16 protein-coding genes are annotated in these 18,657 nt (G+C 73.4%); 5 read left to right on the top strand and 11 right to left on the bottom strand.

Going from position 1 to position 18,657, the window contains the following annotated elements; genetic code table 11:
* Nucleotides 1-34: 34 nt before the first annotated feature.
* Complete coding sequence (locus Q7L73_RS07960) at nucleotides 35-982, top strand: aldo/keto reductase (protein ID WP_304688276.1); 948 nt, start codon at nucleotides 35-37, stop codon at nucleotides 980-982.
* Here Q7L73_RS07960 and Q7L73_RS07955 read toward each other — a convergent pair.
* Nucleotides 957-2,015, bottom strand: a complete 1,059-nt coding sequence (locus Q7L73_RS07955; protein ID WP_304688274.1) for a C4-dicarboxylate ABC transporter — start codon at nucleotides 2,013-2,015, stop codon at nucleotides 957-959. The genes Q7L73_RS07960 and Q7L73_RS07955 overlap by 26 nt on opposite strands.
* Nucleotides 2,016-2,127: 112 nt before the next feature.
* Between Q7L73_RS07955 and Q7L73_RS07950 the strand changes: the two genes are divergently transcribed.
* On the top strand, nucleotides 2,128-3,042 hold the full coding sequence (locus Q7L73_RS07950; protein ID WP_304688272.1) for a LysR family transcriptional regulator: 915 nt from the start codon (nucleotides 2,128-2,130) through the stop codon (nucleotides 3,040-3,042).
* Between the two features lie 12 nt (nucleotides 3,043-3,054).
* Here Q7L73_RS07950 and Q7L73_RS07945 read toward each other — a convergent pair whose 3' ends face one another.
* Together Q7L73_RS07945 and Q7L73_RS07940 are read right to left on the bottom strand one after the other, a co-directional pair.
* Nucleotides 3,055-3,510, bottom strand: a complete 456-nt coding sequence (locus Q7L73_RS07945; protein ID WP_304688270.1) for a hypothetical protein — start codon at nucleotides 3,508-3,510, stop codon at nucleotides 3,055-3,057.
* A 113-nt stretch (nucleotides 3,511-3,623) separates the two neighbouring features.
* Nucleotides 3,624-5,117: an aldehyde dehydrogenase family protein gene (locus Q7L73_RS07940; protein WP_304688269.1), complete on the bottom strand. Its 1,494-nt coding sequence runs from the start codon at nucleotides 5,115-5,117 to the stop codon at nucleotides 3,624-3,626.
* Nucleotides 5,118-5,281: 164 nt separating this feature from the next.
* Here Q7L73_RS07940 and Q7L73_RS07935 point away from each other — a divergent pair, with 164 nt between their 5' ends.
* On the top strand, nucleotides 5,282-7,582 hold the full coding sequence (locus Q7L73_RS07935; protein ID WP_304688268.1) for a glycosyltransferase: 2,301 nt from the start codon (nucleotides 5,282-5,284) through the stop codon (nucleotides 7,580-7,582).
* A 59-nt stretch (nucleotides 7,583-7,641) separates the two neighbouring features.
* On the opposite strand, the gene Q7L73_RS07930 is transcribed toward Q7L73_RS07935, so the two are convergent.
* From Q7L73_RS07930 to Q7L73_RS07900, 7 genes are read right to left on the bottom strand one after another with little or no spacing between them, the layout of a single operon-like run.
* The gene (locus Q7L73_RS07930; RefSeq protein WP_304688267.1) at nucleotides 7,642-9,174 is read right to left on the bottom strand and encodes a GAF domain-containing protein; all 1,533 of its coding nucleotides are present in this window, start codon (nucleotides 9,172-9,174) and stop codon (nucleotides 7,642-7,644) included.
* 39 nt (nucleotides 9,175-9,213) lie between these two features.
* Nucleotides 9,214-9,792 (bottom strand): propanediol/glycerol family dehydratase medium subunit, encoded by a 579-nt coding sequence (locus Q7L73_RS07925; RefSeq protein ID WP_304688266.1) that lies wholly within the window; start codon nucleotides 9,790-9,792, stop codon nucleotides 9,214-9,216.
* A 14-nt stretch (nucleotides 9,793-9,806) separates the two neighbouring features.
* Nucleotides 9,807-11,507: a propanediol/glycerol family dehydratase large subunit gene (locus Q7L73_RS07920; protein WP_304688264.1), complete on the bottom strand. Its 1,701-nt coding sequence runs from the start codon at nucleotides 11,505-11,507 to the stop codon at nucleotides 9,807-9,809.
* A 21-nt stretch (nucleotides 11,508-11,528) separates the two neighbouring features.
* A complete protein-coding gene (locus Q7L73_RS07915) occupies nucleotides 11,529-11,960 on the bottom strand; it encodes a diol dehydratase small subunit (RefSeq protein WP_304688262.1) in 432 nt (143 codons plus the stop codon).
* 20 nt (nucleotides 11,961-11,980) lie between these two features.
* On the bottom strand, nucleotides 11,981-12,412 hold the full coding sequence (locus tag Q7L73_RS07910; protein ID WP_304688260.1) for a heme-binding protein: 432 nt from the start codon (nucleotides 12,410-12,412) through the stop codon (nucleotides 11,981-11,983).
* Nucleotides 12,409-12,750 carry a glycerol dehydratase reactivase beta/small subunit family protein gene (locus Q7L73_RS07905; RefSeq protein ID WP_304688258.1) on the bottom strand — a complete coding sequence of 114 codons (342 nt, stop codon included), beginning with the start codon at nucleotides 12,748-12,750 and terminating at the stop codon, nucleotides 12,409-12,411. The genes Q7L73_RS07910 and Q7L73_RS07905 overlap by 4 nt, the downstream gene beginning before the upstream one ends.
* On the bottom strand, nucleotides 12,747-14,579 hold the full coding sequence (locus tag Q7L73_RS07900; RefSeq protein WP_370552368.1) for a diol dehydratase reactivase subunit alpha: 1,833 nt from the start codon (nucleotides 14,577-14,579) through the stop codon (nucleotides 12,747-12,749). The genes Q7L73_RS07905 and Q7L73_RS07900 overlap by 4 nt, the downstream gene beginning before the upstream one ends.
* A gap of 201 nt (nucleotides 14,580-14,780) precedes the next feature.
* Between Q7L73_RS07900 and Q7L73_RS07895 the strand changes: the two genes are divergently transcribed.
* Nucleotides 14,781-15,848, top strand: a complete 1,068-nt coding sequence (locus tag Q7L73_RS07895; RefSeq protein WP_304688254.1) for a hypothetical protein — start codon at nucleotides 14,781-14,783, stop codon at nucleotides 15,846-15,848.
* Between the two features lie 14 nt (nucleotides 15,849-15,862).
* Nucleotides 15,863-17,443 (top strand): acyl-CoA synthetase, encoded by a 1,581-nt coding sequence (locus Q7L73_RS07890; protein ID WP_304688248.1) that lies wholly within the window; start codon nucleotides 15,863-15,865, stop codon nucleotides 17,441-17,443.
* A gap of 31 nt (nucleotides 17,444-17,474) precedes the next feature.
* Here Q7L73_RS07890 and Q7L73_RS07885 read toward each other — a convergent pair whose 3' ends face one another.
* Complete coding sequence (locus Q7L73_RS07885) at nucleotides 17,475-18,644, bottom strand: alanine racemase (protein WP_304688246.1); 1,170 nt, start codon at nucleotides 18,642-18,644, stop codon at nucleotides 17,475-17,477.
* Nucleotides 18,645-18,657 lie beyond the last annotated feature (13 nt).

Raw genomic sequence — 18,657 nt, 5'->3', positions numbered from 1 at the left:
GAGATGGTACAGACCCTGCTGATAGGTTCGAGCGATGGCGAACACTGCATGGACGAACCTCACGCTCTTCCCGCTCGCGCTCGGCGGCAACGTCTTCGGCTGGACCGCCGACGAGACTGAGTCGTTCGCGGTGCTCGACGCCTACGCGGCGGCCGGCGGCAACCACATCGACACCGCCGACTCCTACTCGGCGTGGGTGCCCGGCAACTCCGGCGGCGAGTCGGAGACGATCATCGGCAACTGGATGAAGGCGCGCGGCAACCGCGACCAGATCATGGTCGCGACCAAGGCCGGCAGACTCGGCAGACTGACCGGCGCCAACATCGCCACGTTCGCCGACGCCTCGCTGAGACGGCTGCAGAGCGACTACATCGACCTCTTCTACATGCACGACGACCACAGCGACGTGCCGCTGGAGGAGTCGCTCGGCGCGCTCGACGCGCTCGTCAGAGCAGGCAAGGTGCGCGCGATCGCCGCCTCCAACTTCACCGCCGCGCGGCTCGCCGAGGCGCGCGAGGTCTCCGCCCGCGAGGGCTTCGCCGCCTACGTCGCGCTGCAGCCGTACTACAACCTCGTCGAGCGCCGCCACGACGAGATCCCCTACGAGGGCCCGCTGCAGGACTACGTCGTCGCCGAGCACGTCGACGTCTTCCCCTTCTTCAGCCTCGCGATGGGCTTCCTCGCCGGCAAGTACCGGCCCGGCGGCGAGCAGGTGCAGAGCGCCCGCGCCGCCGGCGCCGCCGCCTACCTGGAGACGGCCAGAGGCCCGGCCGTGCTGACCGCGCTGGACCAGATCGCCGCCGCGCACCAGACGAACGTCGCCGCCGTCGCGCTCGCCTGGACGCTCGCCCAGCCCGGCATCGCCGCGCCGATCGCGAGCGCGCGCACGACCGATCAGCTGGCGCAGCTGCTGCCGGTCGCCGAGCTGAGGCTCGCCGAGGACGAGCTGGCCGCGCTCACGCAGGCGTCGGAGCTGGAGTAGCGCCCGCGCGGCGCGTGTAGGCATGGCGGGCGGTCGCCGCGGCGACCGTCACCCACGCCGCCAGCAGCGCCGCGAACAGCAGCCCGGCGATCCACGTCAGCGGCGCGGCGCCGAGCCGCTGCGCCAGCCCGGAGCTGCCGGTGACGCAGGTCCCGAGCGGGAAGATGAAGCTCCACCAGGTCGCCGCGAACGGCAGGCCGGGGCCGCGCGCGGTGCGGGCGGTGACGGTCGCCGCGACCGTCAGCCAGATCAGCGCGAGCGCGAAGACCGGTATCGCGAAGACGAGCGCGAACACGTCGATGCCGTGCGCCAGCCGCGCGCCGACCGCCACCGGCGCGACCGCCGCCAGCAGGCAGGCCGCGGTCACCGACTGGCCGAGCGGGCCGAGCGCGATGAACAGCGTCGGCACCATCCGCGCGGGGCCGGCGCCGTGCCGCCTGAGACGGCGCACGAGCAGCCGCTTGGTCGCGATCACGGCCGTGATGCTGAGCGCGAACAGCGCGCAGCAGGCGAGCAGCAGACCGGTCCGCAGCGGGCCCGCGGGCGCTCTGGCGATCAGCGCGGCGCCGCTGGTGGCGGAGACGAGCGGCGGCACGACCGGCAGCAGCCAGGTCGCGTAGACGTCGTCGAGCCGGCTGTCGGGATGGTTGCGCAGCCAGCGCGGAACGGCCCAGACGGCGACGAGGCCGCCGATCGTGCCGGTGCTCCACATCACCGCCGCGACCGCCAGCGCGGCGTCCTCGCCGAGCAGGTCGCGGCCGACCAGCAGCGTGCCGGAGGCGATCGTCATCAGCGCCATCGGCGGGGCGCCCCAGAAGGGCGCGCTGGCGAGCGTGACGCTCGGCAGCGACCAGCCGCTGCGCCACTGCTGGAAGCAGAGCGCCAGCAGTCTCGCCAGCAGCAGCACCGCCGCGACCCAGGCGGCGAGCGCGAGCGCATGCAGACCGGGCAGGTCGAGCGGCAGCAGCACGGCGGCGTTGGCGACGATGCCGGTGCCCATCGCGGCGGTGAACCAGTTGGGGGCGACCCTCACGTCATCCATGGTGCGCCCGGACGGGGCTCGGAACCAGTCGACATCGGCCGCGATCGATTCCGATGTGGAATGGGTCAGTATTCCGAATTGGAATTGTTGCGATGATGACGAGATGGGCGAACTGACCGCCAACCCGCTCCCGAGCGCCGACCTGGCGGCGTTCGTCGCCGCCTTCGAGGCCGGCACGATGCGCGGCGCCGCCGACACGCTCGAGCTGACGCAGTCGGCGGTCACCAAGCGCGTCGCGGCGCTGGAGCGGCGCACCGGCGCGACGCTGCTGGAGCGCGGCCGCTTCGGCGTCCGCCCGACCGGCGCCGGCCGCGTCCTCTACCCGGAGGCCAAGCGCGTGCTGGCCGCCCTGCGCGACGCCGAGGAGGCGCTCGCCAGCCACCAGCGCGACGGCGGGCCCTCGCTGGCGCTCGCCGCCAGCCACACCGTCGGCGAGTTCCTGCTGCCGGACTGGCTGGCGCGCTTCCGCGGCGAGCTGCCGACCGTCCACGCGCAGGTCGACATCGTCAACTCGGCGGGCGTGATCGCGGCGCTGCGCGAACGGCGCGCGCAGATCGGCTTCGTCGAGGGCCGCGACCCGCTCGGCAGCCTCGAGCCGCTCGTCGTCCACCGCGACGAGATCGCCGTCGTCGTCTCGACCGCGCACCGCTGGGCACGCCGCAGATCGCTGCGCGCGGCTGAGCTGCGCGGCCAGCCCTATGTCGCCCGCGAGGCCGGCTCCGGCACCCGCATGGTCGCGACCGCCGCGCTCGCCGAGCAGGACGTCGCGCTGGAGCCGCTGCTGGAGCTGGCGAGCGCCGAGAGCGTCAAGCGCGCGCTCGCCGCCGGCGGCTTCGCACTGCTGTCACGCCTGGCGGTCGACGCCGAGCAGCGCAACGGCACCCTCCGCACCGTCCCCCTCCGCGACGTCCCGCTGGCGCGCGAGCTGCGCGCCGTCCGTGACCCCCGCCGCGCCCTGCCGAGACAGGCCGAGCGGTTCTGGAGCTGGCTCGCAACGACCCTCGCCCCGCAGGCCTGACGCGCCTCCCGCTCAGCCGCCCGCGCAGCCGTCTATCCCCAGTCTTCTGGCGATCGCGTTCTGCTTCTCGTTGGCGACCGCGCTGTCGGTCGAGGCTGCGTCCGCGGTCGCTCTGTCGCCCGACGCCATCGCGTCGTGGATTCTCTGAAAGCTGTCGGTCTGCTCTCCGATCAGCGCGACGAACTGGTCGTACTCACCCTTCGCGTCGGCAGGCACCTCCACCTGCGCAAGTCTGCTCGCGCCGTCGCGGCGGATTCTGATCACCTGCTCGAGCCACACGGCCGTGTCTCTGGCCGGGTCCTGCTGCGTCAGCGACGATCTCGGCACGGCCGCGATCTCGGCGTTCAACCCGTCGCAGACGTCCCAAGCCGCTCTCACGAACGCGGCGCTGCCGTCAGGTGCCGCCGTCGCGACGGTGGCGGAGTCGTCGCCGCCCGAGCTCCCACATCCGGCAACCGCGAGCAGCATGGCGGTCGCCAGGATGGCTAGTGCAGATCTTCTGTCGAACATCGCATCACGCTACGCCTCCCCGGGGAGCGGGCGCAAGCGGGAACCAGCGCGCCGCCCCCTGGGAAAGGAATTCAGAGCCCGACGATGACCGACTTGGTCTCCATGTAGTTGTTGAGCACCTCTTCGCCCATCTCGCGGCCCCAGCCGGACTGCTTGTAGCCGCCGAACGGCAGCTCGGCGCTGAAGACGTGGTACGAGTTGACGTGGACGGTGCCGGCCTTGATCCGCTTCGCCAGCTTGTGCGCCTTCGAGATGTCGCGCGTCCAGACGCCGGCGGCGAGGCCGTAGTGGGAGTCGTTGGCTTGGCGGGCGAGGTCGTCGACGTCGCTGAACGGCATCGCCGCGATCACCGGGCCGAAGACCTCCTCCTGCACGATCGTGTGCTCGGGCTTGGCGTCGACGAGCACGGTCGGCTGGACGAACCAGCCCTCGCCGTCGATCGCGCTGCCGCCGGCGGTCGCGCGGTTGCCCTCCTGCTCGCCGATCGAGAGGTATCTCGTGACGCGGTCGAACTGCTCCTGCGAGACGAGCGGGCCCATCTCCGTGTCGGGGTCGAGGCCGTGGCCGACTCTGATCGACTGGGCCGCGCTGGTGAGGCCCTCGACGACGCGGTCGAACTGATCCTCCTGCACGTACAGGCGCGAGCCGGCCGAGCAGACCTCGCCCTGGTTGAAGAAGATCCCCTGCGCGGCGCCGGCGATCGCGGCGTCGACGTCGGCGTCGCTGAAGACGATGTTCGGCGACTTGCCGCCGAGCTCCAGCGAGACGCGCTTGAGGTTGCCGGTCGCCTGCTGGGCGATCAGCTTGCCGACCTCGGTCGAGCCGGTGAAGGCGACCTTGTCGACGCCCGGGTGCTGGGCGAGCGCGGCGCCGGCGGTCTCGCCGAAGCCGGGGATCACGTTGACGACGCCGTCCGGGACGCCGGCCTCCTGGATCAGCTCGGCGAGCCGCAGCGCACTCAGCGGCGTCTGCTCCGCCGGCTTCAGCACGACCGTGCAGCCGGTCGTCAGCGCCGGGCCGAGCTTCCACGCCGCCATCAGCAGCGGGAAGTTCCAGGGGATGATCTGGCCGACGACGCCGACCGGCTCACGCAGCGTGTAGGCGTGGAACTCCGCCCCCGGCATGTACGGCACCGACGGGTTGATCGTGCCGCCGTTGAGCTTCGTCGCCCAGCCGGCCATGTACCAGAAGAGGTCGGCGGCGAGCGGAACGTCGGCGGCCAGCGCGACGCCCTTCGGCTTGCCGTTGTCGAGCGTCTCCAGCTCGGCCAGCTCCTCGGCGTGCTCCATGATCAGGTCGCCGATGCGGTGCACGATCCGGCCGCGCTCGGAGGGGTTCAGCTTCGCCCACGGTCCGTCGAGCGCCTTGCGCGCGGCCGCGACGGCCAGCTCGACGTCCTGCTTGTCGCCCTCGGCGACGGTCGCCAGCACGGCGCCGGTCGCGGGGTCGTAGGTCTCGAACGTCTTGCCGCTCACGGAATCGCGCCACTCGCCGCCGATCAGCAGCTTGCGCGGTTCGGAGGTGAAGCGGCGGGTCGCGTCGGCCATGGAAACGGCAACAGCCATGACGATCTCTCCTTCGTCGGGTTCTCCTGCCATCGACAGTACGCCGGCCGACGTTGCGGAACCGTTGCGATGCAACGTTGCGGCGGGTGCACGTTCACTCCCCGGCCACACGATCTTCGCTTGCTGATCACAAAAGGCGCTGATTTGCACGCCATTTTGTGAGCATGCGCGAGAACCAGGTGACGCGAGCCGATCTGCACTGCCACTCGACGGCGAGCCAGCTGTCGAAGCTCGGCGTGCAGCGGGCGGTCGGGCTGCCGGAGTGCGCCACGCCGCCGCAGGCCGTCTACGAGCTGGCGAAGCTGCGGGGGATGGACTTCGTCACGATCACCGACCACGACACGATCGACGGCTGTCTCGAGCTGCAGCGGCTCGGCCTGCCGGACGTGTTCGTCTCGGAGGAGCTGACGACCTGGTTCCGCGGCGAGCCGCAGGCCGTCCACGTCCTCTGCTGGGGGATCACGCCCGCGGACCACGCCTGGCTGCAGGCCAACGCGCGCGACGTCGAGGCGGTCGCCGAGTACCTGCAGGGCAACGAGATCGCGTGCGCGCTCGCGCATCCCTTCTACGCCGTCGAGGCGCCACTGGCTCCGCGCCACCGACGGCGGCTCGCGCAGCTCTTCCCCGTCTGGGAGGTCCGCAACGGGTCGCGCGCACCGGAGCTGAACGCTCCCGCCGCGATCTACATCGAGACCCACGGGGGAACGGGCGTCGGCGGCTCGGACGACCATGCGGGCGTCGACATCGGTCGCACGTGCACGCAGGCTCCGGCCGCCGCCACGCCCGACGAGTTTCTCGCCCACATCCGCGCCGGCCGCGTCGCCGCGCACGGCAGACAGGGCAGCGCCGCGAAGTGGTCGCACGCCGCGATCGCGCTCGCCGCGCGCTCGATCGGCGCCGACCGCACGGAGGCGCCGGACCCGTTCGCGGTCCTGCAGATGTGCGAGCGGATGATGCTCGAGGCCGACGACCGCAAGGGCGAGGAGGGCAGCGGCCTCGGCCCCGACGACGGCCGCCGGCTGCTGTCGGCGTGGCTCGACGCGCTCGACCTCGCGCCCGACGCCGACGCGCTCGTCGCGCTGATGCAGCGCGACGACTTCTCGCACTCCGACCTCGCCCGCCGCGCCCGCCGCGTGCACGAGAAGCGGCTGGCGCGCGCCGTCGAGAACGCGCTCGCGAGCGCCGGCGACATCGACCGCATCGGCGCCGTCGGGCTGGAGCTGTTCGCCGCCTGCCTGCCCGCGATCCCCTACGTGCCGGCGCAGGCCTTCCTCGCGAGAGAGAAGGACAAGCTGTCGGCCCGCGAGCGCGACGTCACGCGCGTGGCGCTCGTCGCCGACGGCGTCGGCTCGATGCACGGCGTCACGCACACGCTGCAGCAGATCCGCGAGCACGGGCTGCCCGGCTTCGAGGTCGAGGTCGTCGGCACCGACCCGCACGTCGACCGCCGCCTCGCCGCGGTCGCCGAGGTCGACGTGCCGTTCTACCCCGGCCTGCGCGTCGGCGTGCCGTCGCTGCCGACGATCGCCGAGGCGCTGACCGACGGCGGCTACGACCTCGTCCACCTCGTCTCCCCCGGCCCGGCCGGGATCGGCGCCGCGCTGATGGCGCGGCTGCTGGGGCTGCCGGTCGTCGGCAGCTACCACACCGAGCTGGCCGCCTACGCCCGCCTGCGGACCGCCGACGAGCGGATCGAGGCAGCCGTGCAGATGGCGCTGGCGGTCTTCTACGGGCAGTGCGGCCAGGTGCTGTCGCCGAGCGCGGCGGCCGACAGCTCGCTCGCCGAGCTGGGGATCGCGCGCGAGCAGATCGGCCGCTGGGACCGCGGCGTCGACCTCTCGCGCTTCTCGCCCGCCAAGCGCACGCGCCCGCAGCCGGCCGAGGGCCTCAGCGGCGTCGGCGCGCGCGAGCCGCTGACCGTCCTCTACGCCGGCCGCCTGACGGCCGAGAAGGGCGCCGACCTGCTCGCCGACGCGTTCCTGCGCGCCCACGCGCGCGAGCCGCGGCTGCAGCTCGCGCTGGCCGGCGGCGGCCCGGAGGAGGAGACGCTGCGCGCCCGCCTCGGCGACAGCGCGCGCTTCCTCGGCTGGCTCGACGGCGACGCGCTCGCGCAGGCGTACGCCGACGCCGACATCTTCCTGTTCGCGAGCGAGACCGACACCTTCGGCCAGGTGATCCTGGAGGCGCAGGCGAGCGGCCTGCCGGTGATCGCGGTCGACGCCGGCGGCCCGGCCGAGCTGGTCGAGCACACGCGCAGCGGCTGGCTCTGCCCGCCCGACGCCGACCTGCTGGCGGCGGCGCTGGTCGACCTCGCGCGCCGGCCGGCGCTGCGCGAGCGGCTGTCGGCCGCCGGCGTCGAGGCCGTCCGCCACCGCTCCTGGAGCGGCGCCCTGCGCCAGCTCGCCGACGGCTACCGCCGCGCGCTCGCGCCGGCGGAGGCCGCGGAGGAGGCGCAGACGGCCTAGTTCCCGCCGAGCTGCGTGAAGTTACTGCGGTTTATCGACAGTAACGTCACGCGGCTCGCTCAGCGCCGCGCGAACAGATCGGCTTCGACGACCGCCACGGCTGTCGCGCGGCGGGGGTCACGGGCTGAGATCAAGGTGGTCAGGCGGCGCGCGACGGCCGCATCGCGCGCACCGTGCGGGGCGCGGATCCACTGGAACAGCGCGTCGGCGTCGTCGCTGGCGAGCAGCGCGGCGCGCAGCTCGTAGTGCAGCTGGTCGCGCAGGTCGACGATCCGCGGCGACTGCGACGCCGGCAGCACCGGCCCCGCGTACGCCTGCACCGCCGCCCTCAGGTCGCCGCTGTGCAGCAGCCGCTCGACGTGCTCGACGTCGGTCGCGACCGGCGCCGAGAAGCGGTACGGGCGGGCCGCCAGCGCCGGGCCGAGCGTCCGCCGCAGGCGCGACAGCTCGCTGCGGATCGTCACGTCGGCGACGTCCTGGTCGCCGTACAGCAGCTCGCGCAGCTCGCCGCTCCCGAGCCCGTCGGGGTGGAGCGCCAGCAGCGCGCAGATCTCCAGCTGGCGCGGCGTCACCGTCAGCCGGCGGCCGGCGGCGACGAGCGCGTCGGCGGGCGTGCCGAGCAGGCGCAGGTCGAGCGTGCCGCCGGCGCTGGCGATCGCGGCGCGCCCGCCCGCGGCGACCTCGCTCAGCGACGGCGCGGCGCGGCGGCGGCTGTTGGGATGCAGCACCCAGTAGCCGGGCGCGCCCGCGAGCTGCTCCGCCTCGACGACCGTGCGGCCTATCCGCAGGCGGCCGGCCTCGGTCGGCGGCGGCACGCGGCGGCGGCCCATGTCGTCGCCCAGCAGCCGCCCGCCGGGCGAGACGACGGTGACGCTGGAGCCGGCGCCGATCTGGCCGCGCGCCGCCTCCAGCGCGGCCGCGTCCTTCCACGCCGCCAGCGCCGCCAGGTGCGCCTCGACCGCTCTCGCGGTCGCGTTCGCGAGCGCCAGCGTCGACGGGTGAGCGGTGTCGAAGGAGCCGGTCAGGTCGACGGCGCCGAGCAGGTTGCCGTCCTCGGGATCGTGGATCGGGGCCGCGGCGCACATCCAGGAGGCGTGGGTGGCGTGGTAGTGCTCGGCGGCGAAGACCTGGATCGGATGGTCGGCCTCGATCGCGGTGCCGGGCGCGTTGGTGCCGGTCGTCCCCTCGCTCCAGTCGGAGCCGGGCACGAAGCCGATCCCCTCGGCGGCGCGCTGGGTCGCGCGGCTGCCCTCGACCCACAGCAGGTGGCCGGTCACGTCGCAGACGGCGACGACGTGACGCGCCTCCTCGGCGACGTCGACCAGCAGCGAGCGGATCAGCGGCATCGCGACCGCCAGCGGATGGCGCGCGCGCCGCTCCTCCAGCTCCTCGTAGGTCAGCTGCGGCGGCAGCTCGTCGTGCTCGGCGTAGACGCCGGCTCTGGCCGAGCGCTGCCATGACTCCAGCACCACCGGCCGCAGCACGCGCGGCGGCGGGTTGCCCTCCAGCACGTGCTCGCGCGCGCGAGCGATCAGCCGTGCCTGCGAGACGGGTTCAACCGACGCTTCGATCGCGACCCATGGGTTCCGCATGGATGGTGCGCTCGCTCTCCTCCGGCCGGAGGGTCGACCCTACCGGCCGATCGTGACTTCGAGCTGGACGGGCTTGCCGCTTCGCACGAACTCCATTTCCTTATTGTGCAGCAACGCCGCCTTCGCCTGCCAGCGCGGCCGCGCCATGAAGTCGTTGCGGACCGGCACCGGCTGCGGCGTCTCGCCCTTCGCATAGCGCGCCGCATTGCGGCCGATCGCGCGGAAGGTCTCCAGGTCCAGCAGCGGCGCCTGCGGGAACAGCTCCAGGTTCGACAGCCGCGGCAGGTCGCGCTGGTGGATCACCGTCGTCCCGCGCGAGAGCACGCCGACGCCGATCCCGGAGCCGCTCAGCTTGGCGCCCGTGAACGCGACGATCGCCAGATCCGCGCTGTGGGTGACGCGGATCACGCGCAGCGAGGCGCCCTCCTCCTCGACGCCGGCGAACAGCTCGCGCAGCACGCTGCCGTGCGGCACGTCGACGATCGTTCTGGTGAAGAACTCGCCGAACGCGGGCGACAGCGCGACGACGACCTCGTCATGACGCGTGCCCTGCTCGGCCGGGCCGAGCTCGGCCAGCCTCAGCTCGTGGACCGGCGCTGAAATCGTGGTGGGGCTCATTGCTCTCCTCCGCCTCAGGCTTCCGGGTTGCTCGGGCTGACGGTGTGCCGCAGCCGCTTCATCTCTTCCCAGCGCGCCCCTTCGGGTCGATACCCGCTTCCGGGTCCGGCGTAGTCGTTGGGCGCGTTGACGGCACTGACCGCCTCGCCGTCGCGACCGACGATCGCGGCCGTGTGCAGCAGGTCGCCGCCGACGCGCTGGCGCAGCAGCGCCAGCAGCGACTCGGCGACGTCGCGGAAGCCGCCGGCCTCCAGCGCGCGCACGACGTCGAGGCCGGTGATGCCCTCGTCCATGATCATCTGCGCGCCCTTGAGGTCCTCCAGCACGTCACGCGGCGGGAGGTCGTTGGAGCCGTGCGCGTAGGTGACGGCCTCGACCTCGGCGTCGCTGATCGCCGGCAGGCCGAACTGCTCGAAGACCGCCTGCATCGCGCGAGCCGCCTTGTCGCGAACGGCGAGGATCTCGCGCTCGTCGACGTGGCGCAGGCCGCCGTCGACCTGCAGGTCGCGCTGGATCGTGTTCCAGTCGTCGTAGTCCTCGCAGTCGACGTTGGAGCCGGCGAACATGTTGTCGTAGTTGGGGCAGGCCGAGTAGCCGCTGCAGATCAGGTCGGTGCCGGGCAGGAACTGCATCAGCAGCCGCGCGGTGCGGCGCATGTCGGAGTGCGAGAAGGTCTGGTCGTTGCCGGAGGCGACCTCCAGGTCGACCATCGAGGCGACGAGGTTCTCGGCCAGCACGGCGCGGATCCCGGCGGGGACGGCGCCGGGCACGCCGATGCAGGAGATCGAGCCGTTCTGCAGCCCCTGCACGCCGGCGCCCTTCGCCGTCAGGATGCAGCGGATCTCCAGGTACAGCATCGACTTGCCCTCGGCGCTGCCCATCTGCACCTCCGAGCCGGTGCCGGAGGTGAAGCGCATCTTGATGCCGCGGCTCGCGTAGGCGGAGGCGAGGAAGGCCTTCGACCAGGGCGTGTCGTCGCCGTCCATGAAGACTCTCTCGGTGCCGTAGATCGAGATCGTCTCGGCGTAGGTGGTGAGGCCGCGCAGCCCGAGCCGCAGCTCGGTCGCCTCCTCCAGCGCGCACTGCGTCAGCACGCCGCCGCGGCCGACCTGCGCGCCGACCTGCAGGCCGAGCGCGACCAGCGGCGCGTAGCGGACGATGCCGAGCGTCGTCTCGACCTCGTCGAAGCCGCGCAGCGCGCCCTCGGCGGCGTCGGCGGCGACCTGCAGGGGGTTGTCGCGCGCGCTCGTGCAGTGGGCCTGGTTGGAGGGCGTGCGGCGGGCCCGCATCTTCTGCATCGCCATCATCATCTCGACGACGTTCATCGTCTTCATGACGGCGAGGATCTTCGCCGGCGTGAGGCCGCGGACGGTCCGCAGCACGGTCTCGCGCGGGGTGCGCGGGTCGACCAGCATGTGCGCGATCTCGACCGCGTCGATCGCCATCGATCTCTCCGCGCTGCTCGCGTCGATCGCGGTGTCGGCGATGAACTGGTCGAGGAAGTCGAACTGCTCGCGCGTGCGGCCGTCCATCTCGACGACGCGGCCGTCCTCGATGCGGATGCTCGGCTGCGGGTCGTTGGGGCTGTCCATCGCGACGAGGCCGACCTCGGGCCACTCGTCGACGAAGCCGTCGAGGTTGACGGGGCGCGCCTCCAGCGCGGCGGTGCGCTTGGAGGTCTTGGTCTGCGGATCGGGTGCTCGCAAGGCGGTCATGGCGGTTCTCCTCCCCCGGGATCAGTCGTCGGCCGCGAGGCAGTCGCGGCGCTCGTAGACGTCGGCCGCCTCGCGCACGAGCGCGGCGTTGACCGGGGCGTCGTACTGCCCCTCCAGCTCCTGCGCGATGCTCAGCAGCTGCGGCTTGGTGCTGGCGCCCGGCCGCAGCGCGGCGTAGATCTCCAGCAGCCGCTCGTCGGGCACGCGCGTCAGCTCGCCGGCGCGGCGCAGGTTGGCCGCCATCTGCGGCCGCTCGGTCTGCTCGGCGATCTGCGCCTGCAGCTCCAGCGTGTCGGGCGTGATGCGCAGGTCCTCGGCGGTGACGCGCTTGTCGAGCACCGCCTCCAGCGTGATCTCGTCGAGCGTCTTCCCGCTCGGCGTCCGCAGCAGCTCCGGCCGGCGGCTGGAGAGCGGGTAGTCCGCGGCGGTGACGGTGCTTGTCTGGTCGCTCATCGTTCTCTCCTCTGGGACGCTCACGCGAAGGCGGCCGCGCCGGCCTCCGCGACCTCCTGGTCCTGCTCGACGGAGCCGGCGGAGACGCCGACCGCGCCGACGACCTCGCCGCCTCTGCCGATCAGCGGCACGCCGCCGCCGAAGCTGACGAGGCCGCCGCTGCTGTGCTCGAGGCCGTAGAGCGGCTGGCCCGGCTGCGTGATCTCGGCCAGCGCGTGCGTCGGCAGCTTCATCATCATCGCCGTGTAGGCCTTGCGCTGGCTGATGTCGATGCTGGCCATGATCGACCCGTCCATGCGCGCGAAGGCGACCAGCCGCGCGCCCGCGTCGACGACCGCGATGTTCATCGGCTGGCCGAGCTCCTCGGCCTTCTCCTTGGCGGCGGCGATCACCGCCTCAGCAGCGGCGAGGGTGACCTTGGCGGGCTTCGTGCGGGATCGTGTCGCGCTCATGGCAGCTCCTTCAGCGGTGCGCCCTTGACGAGGCGCGCGGCGTTGTGACCGAGCGCCCGCAGGCGCTCCGGGAGGTGGTCGACGGGCAGGCGCAGCAGCGGCGACTCGGGCGCCAGCTGCGGCAGGTGCAGGCAGACGGACTCGGCGTCGAGGCCGATCCCGACCGAGACGGGCGAGGCGCGCGCGGCGATCCAGGCGATCGTGGCGGCGTCGCCCTCGACGACACGCAGCCGGCACGGCACGCCCTCCTCCTCCAGGCCGGCGCGCAGCTCGCGCAGGGCGGGGCCGGCGTCGGCCTCGGAGGCGGCGACGTGGAGGAAGACCGCGGGGCCGTTCATGCGAGCACCTCCTCGCGCACGTAGGCCTCGACCAGCCCGGTCGCGACCGCGTTGCGCGGCCCCTCGACGGCGCGCACGTTGCCGGTGCCGCAGACGACGCCGAAGTCGGCGAGCGCCTCGGCGACCAGCTCCGGGATCTCGAAGTCGAGCGCCGAGCCGCCGATCAGCACGACGAAGTCGATCCCGCGCACGTTGCCGTGCGGGGCGACCTCGCGCAGCGCGCGCAGGGCGTTGACGGCGAAGACGCGCCGCTTCGCGTCGCGGCGCACGCGGCGGATGCGGTCGAGCCCGTGGCTGACCGGGATCGGGACCATCCCCTGCTGCTCGGTCAGCGCGACGACGCGCGCGAACGTCTCGGCCGGCAGCGCCTTGTCGAAGTACTGGACGGTGCCGTCCTCCAGGCGGATGTGGAAGAGCGACTCGACCTTCGCCAGCGGCGAGGTCTTGACGTGCTCGGCCAGCTCGCGATCGTCGATCCCCAGCTCGGAGCCGATCAGCTTCGTGACGAGGTCGCCGGCGCCGGCCGCGTGGTAGGTCGCGGAGGCGTCGTCGCCGAGCGCGAAGGCGGCGTCGGTCGAGCCGCCGCCGAGATCGAGCACCGCGACCGGGGTCGCCGTGCCGGGCGTGGTGAGCGCGCCGCGGACCGCCATCTCCGCCTCGACGCCGCCGACGCGCACCGTGACGCGCGCCGCCTCCTGCAGCGCCCGCGCGACCTGCTCGATCGGGCCGCGGCTGGTGCGCACCATCGCCGCCAGCGCGACCGCGTTCTCCAGCGCGAACTCGCCCGCGAGGCCGCCGCGCACCTCGCGCGGGACGAACGTGTCGGCGGCGAGCACGTCGCGGATGCGGATCGTCGCGACCTCGTCGCCGGTCAGGTCGGCCATCGTCTCGCGCACGCCGGCGAGCATCCCGCCGACGTGCGAGCCGGTCTCCCCGACGACGTCGGCGAGCGGCTGAACGCGCTTGAGCGCGTCCATGATCTCGGCCGCGCCGCCGTTGACGTCGACCGCCTTCTTGGCGCGCTCGCCGTGCAGCTCGAGCGTGCCGGCGGGGATGCGGCGGTCGGTCACGTCGCCGCCGGGCGTGCGCACGACGACCGCCGAGCGCGTCCCCATCAGCGCCCGTGCGACCGGCGCGACGACGCGCGTCTCCTCCGGCGTCAGCGTGAAGACGGTCGCGAGGCCGTAGGAGTTGGCGAGCGTGCGGACGCTGCGGCCGGGCGCCGCGACCTCGACCGCGGCCGCCATCCCGAGCGGGACGCGCTCGACGTGGGTGACCTCGTCGACGATCGGGATCGGCGTCGTGAGGCGGTTGGCGATCAGGCGCGCGTCGTCGCGCTGGACGATCGCGCCGCTGACCGTGACGCCCCGCTGCGCGGCGGCCTCGATCGCGGCGGCCGCCTCCTCGAAGTCGACCGCGGCGGGGATCACGCAGATCAGGTCGTCGCCGCCGGGATGCAGCGTGCCGAGCTGCTCGAAGGCGACGGTGACGCCAACGCCGAGCCCCTCGCCGCCGGGCGTCTGCGGGTTGTGGCCGATCATCGTCGACTCGGTGATGATCGTCTCGGTGATCGTCTCCATCGCGAGGCCGCTGATCACCGGGGTCGCCTCGTTGAGCAGGATCGTGTCGACCTCGGCGTAGGTGCGGCCGGCGCGGCCGAGCGCGCGGTCGATCGCGCGGACGGCGCCGGTCACGTTCGGGACCGTGCCCTTCACGCCCGTCGTGGCGGCGAGGCCGGAGCCGAGATAGGCGACCTCGCCCTCCCGCACCGCGGCGACGCATGCCTCCGTCGTCGAGTTCCCGATGTCGACACCGACGATCAGGGTCATCATCAACTCTCTCTCCTCGGCGGACTGGAATTGATTGACCCCAATCCGACTGTGAGCGATCGTTGCGGACGCCTGTGGTCAGAGGCAAGCTCCGTTGCAACACTCCCGCAACGTTTGGGCGCGGCATCTCTCCTGCAACACCGCGCTGCCTAGCGTCACTTCCCGGAGCGACGGGTCACCGTCAAAGAGGAGAGTGAACGAATGGACTTCAGCCTGTCCATGCTGCTCGCCGCGTTCGCGGGCGGCTGCTTCGGGGCGCTCTGCGGCGCCCTGATCGCCTTTGCGCTGACCGGGGCGATCGTCCTGCTCGGCGCCGCCGTCGCGCTTGCCGGCGGCAGAGTCGACGTGCTCGGCACGGTCGCGTTCGGGCCGGTCTTCGGCCCGCACGTCGCGTTCGCGGGCGCGGTCGCGGCGGTCGCCTACGCGGCGCGGCGCGGCTACGCCGAGAGCGGGCGCGACATCGCGACGCCGCTGGTCAGCCTCGGGCGGCCCGACCCGATCGTCGTCGGCGGCCTGTTCGGGATCGGCGGCTACGCGCTGCAGCAGCTGTTCGCGGAGCTGCTGGCCAAGAGCGACGGGACCGGCTTCTACACCGACACGGTCGCGCTGTCGGTCGGCGTCACCGCCGTGGTGGCGCGCTTCGCCTTCGGCGCCGGCGGCCTGCTCGGCACCCGCCCCACGCGGCGCGCACGGCCGATCATGGCCGGCGGGTCGCAGGAGGCGGACCTCCTGCTCTCTGGCGAAAGCATCGGCGTGGCTGCCAAGGACGCAGAGAGCGTGGCGGGCGCCAGCCCGCGAGCGATCGAGGACGCCGGCAGGCGCGCCGATGCGCCGCCAGAGGAGGCGACGTGGGTGCCGTGGCAGAGAGCGTGGTCGATGGCCGCACTGCTCGGACTCGTCTCCGGCCTCGCCTCGGCATGGGTGGTCGCGTCGCTCGCCGAGGTCGACGCGGCCTACGCCGGCGCGGCGACGCTGATCGGCTTCGGCGTCTCCGCCAGCCTGCTGGCGCTGCTCGTCGTCGGCGCCTCGGTGCCGGTCACCCACCACATGACGCTGCCGGCCGCGGTCGCCGCCGGCTTCGTCCTCGCGGCCGGCGGCAGCGCGCTGACGGCGGTCGCGGTCGGCGCGCTCTGCGGCCTGCTCGGCGCGCTGCTGGGCGAGCTGTGCGCCCGCCTCTTCCTGATCCACGCCGACACCCACGTCGACCCGCCCGCGCTCGCGATCGCGCTGATGACGACCGCGATCGTGCTGACCGATCTCGCGCTGTGAAGGAGCCCCACCCGATGACGACCGTCACCACCGACTACGAGCAGATCCGCGCCGAGCACAGATGGCTCGTGCCCGACCGCTACAACATCGCCTTCGACGTCTGCGACAAGCACCCGCGCGACGGCCTCGCGATGATCTGGGAGCGCTGGGACGGCGCCCGCCGCGACCTCACCTGGGGCGAGCTGCAGGACCTCGCCAACCAGGCCGCGCACGTGCTGCGCGCGCACGGCGTCGGGCGCGGCGACCGCGTCGCCGTCGTGCTGCCGCCGACGCCGGAGACGGCCGCCGTCTTCCTCGCGACCTGGAAGCTCGGCGCGGTGCTGCTGTCGATGTCGGTCCTCTACGGCGACGACGGCATCCGCCACCGGCTGCAGGACAGCCAGCCGCGGCTGCTCGTCACCGACGCCGCCAACGTCGGCCGCTTCGACAGCGCGCTCGCCGAGGAGCTGCTCGTGCTCGACAGCGAGGAGGGCGCGCGACTGCTGGCGACCGCGCCGGCCGATCCGATCTCGACCGACACCTCGGCCGACGATCCGGCCCAGCTCTACTACACCTCCGGCACGACCGGGCTGGCGAAGGGGATCGTCCACGCCCACCGTTACATCCTCGGCCACGAGGAGTTCGCCTGGTCGCACGAGGTGCAGGAGGGCGAGCGCTTCCACGGCATGGGCGAGTGGGCGTGGGCGGCCGGGATCGCGCCGCTGCTGGGGCCGTGGCGGCTCGGCGCGACGCAGGTCGTCCTCCAGCGCAGAGGCGGCTTCGACCCGGCCGAGCAGCTCGCCTTCCTCTCGCGCCATCGGGTCACGAACGTCTTCACGACGCCGACGGCGATGCGGGCGATGATGACGCTGGAGGATGCGGGCGCTCGCTTCCCGCAGGTCTTCCGGCGCGTCTGCAGCGCCGGCGAGCCGCTGAACCCGGAGGCGATCCGCTGGTTCCGCGAGCAGTACGGCGTCACCGTGCTCGACTACTACGGGCTGACCGAGTCGTATCCGCTCGTCGGGAACTTCCCCTGGATGGAGGTGCGCGAGGGGTCGATGGGCAAGCCGATGCCCGGCTGGGAGGTCGCGATCCTCGACGAGGACGAGCGACCGGTCGCGCGCGGGGAGCGGGGCGAGATCTGCCTGCGGGCGCGGTCGAACCCGCACTACCCGCTCGGCTACTGGCGCCAGCCCGAGGCGACCAGCGCGACCTTCGGCGGCGCGTGGTTCCACACCAAGGACGCCGCCTCCGAGGACGCGGACGGCTACTACTGGTACGAGGGCCGCGCCGACGACGTGATCATCGCCGCCGGCTACCGGATCGGCCCGTTCGAGGTCGAGTCCGCCTGCCTTGAGCACCCGGCCGTGCGAGAGGCGGCCGCCGTCGCCTCGCCGGACCCGGTCAAGGGCAACGTCGTGAAGGCGTTCGTCGTGCTCGCGGACGGGTTCTCCGCTTCGGACGAGCTGGCGGCCTCGATCAGAGCGCACGTGCGCGGGCGGCTGTCGGCCTACGCGTACCCGCGCAAGGTCGAGTTCGTCGACGACCTGCCGAAGACGCTGACGGGCAAGATCCGGCGGATCGAGCTGCGCCAGCAGGAGGCGGAGGCCGGTTAGGCGATCACGCGTGCGAGCGCCCGCCAGCGGGCTACCGCACCTCGCCGCGGGCGATCAGGGGCCAGACCTCTTCGACGACGCCGCCGCGGGCGGCGTAGAGGAAGGGGTGGAGGTTGGCGCAGGTGCAGGCGTGGTTGGGGACCAGCTCGTGGCGGTCGCCGACACGGGCGGTGGCGCCCTGCGGGAGGACGCAGACGGCGTGCTCCTCGTTGAGCGCGACGACCTCGGCGCCGGGCGCGGTGGCGACCTGGGCCCAGCCGGTCAGGCCCGCGGGCGGGCCGGCCTCGCTGAGCGTCTTGGCGCCGGCGTCGAGCACCATCCGGCCCGGCACCGCCGTCGAGACGACCGCGGCGTGGACGCGCAGGGCGGCGTCGGCGGCGCTCCAGCCGCCGCGCGCCTCGCTGCGGTCGAGGAAGACGTAGTTGCCGGCGCGGACCTCGGTCATGCAGGTCTCGTGCGACAGCTGCAGCGTCGCGGTCGAGCCGCCGGAGATGCGCGCGCAGTCGATGCCCGCGCGGGTGAAGGCATCGCGGGTCGCGCACAGCAGCGCGTCGACCTCGGCCAGTCTCGCCCGCACCTGGTCGAGCGTGCCGCGGACGTGGCCGGGATAGCAGGAGATGCCGGCCACGTGCAGCACGCCGCCGCCGGTCGCGCCGGAGCCGGTCGCGCCGCGCCCGCCGCCGGCCGCCGCGCCGCCGCCCGCGATCCGCTCGATCGCCTGCGCCAGCGCGAGCGCCTCGTGCGCGTCGGCGACGCCGGTCCGGCCCATGCCCGCGTCCAGCTCGACCAGCACGTCGGCGCGCGTCCCGCGGGCGCGCAGGGCGCGGGCCAGACCCTCGGCCGCGCCGAGCCCGTCGAGCGCGACCGTCAGCGGGACCTGGCCGGCGACCTCCGCCAGCCGCCGCCACTTCTCCTCGCCCCACGCCGGGTAGTGCAGCAGCAGCGGACCGAAGCCGGCGGCCGCGAACAGCTCCGCCTCGCGCGACTTCGCGACCGTGAAGCCAACCGCCCCCGCCGCCCGCTGGCGCGCCGCGACCTCGACCGTCTTGTGCGTCTTCAGGTGCGGCCACAGCGCCAGCCCGCGCAGCTCCGCGTACGCCGCCGCGCGGGCGATGTTGGCCTCCAGCAGGTCGAGGTCGACGACGAGCGCCGGCGTCTCCAGCTCCAGCACGTGGCGGCCGATCGCATCCGCGGCGGTCATCGGCGCATCATCG

Origin of the sequence: Conexibacter sp. CPCC 205762 (assembly GCF_030646155.1) — a bacterium.
Lineage (GTDB): Bacteria > Actinomycetota > Thermoleophilia > Solirubrobacterales > Solirubrobacteraceae > Conexibacter.
The sequence above is the reverse complement of the archived record's forward strand: the minus strand, read 5'-3'. Positions and strand labels throughout refer to the sequence as shown.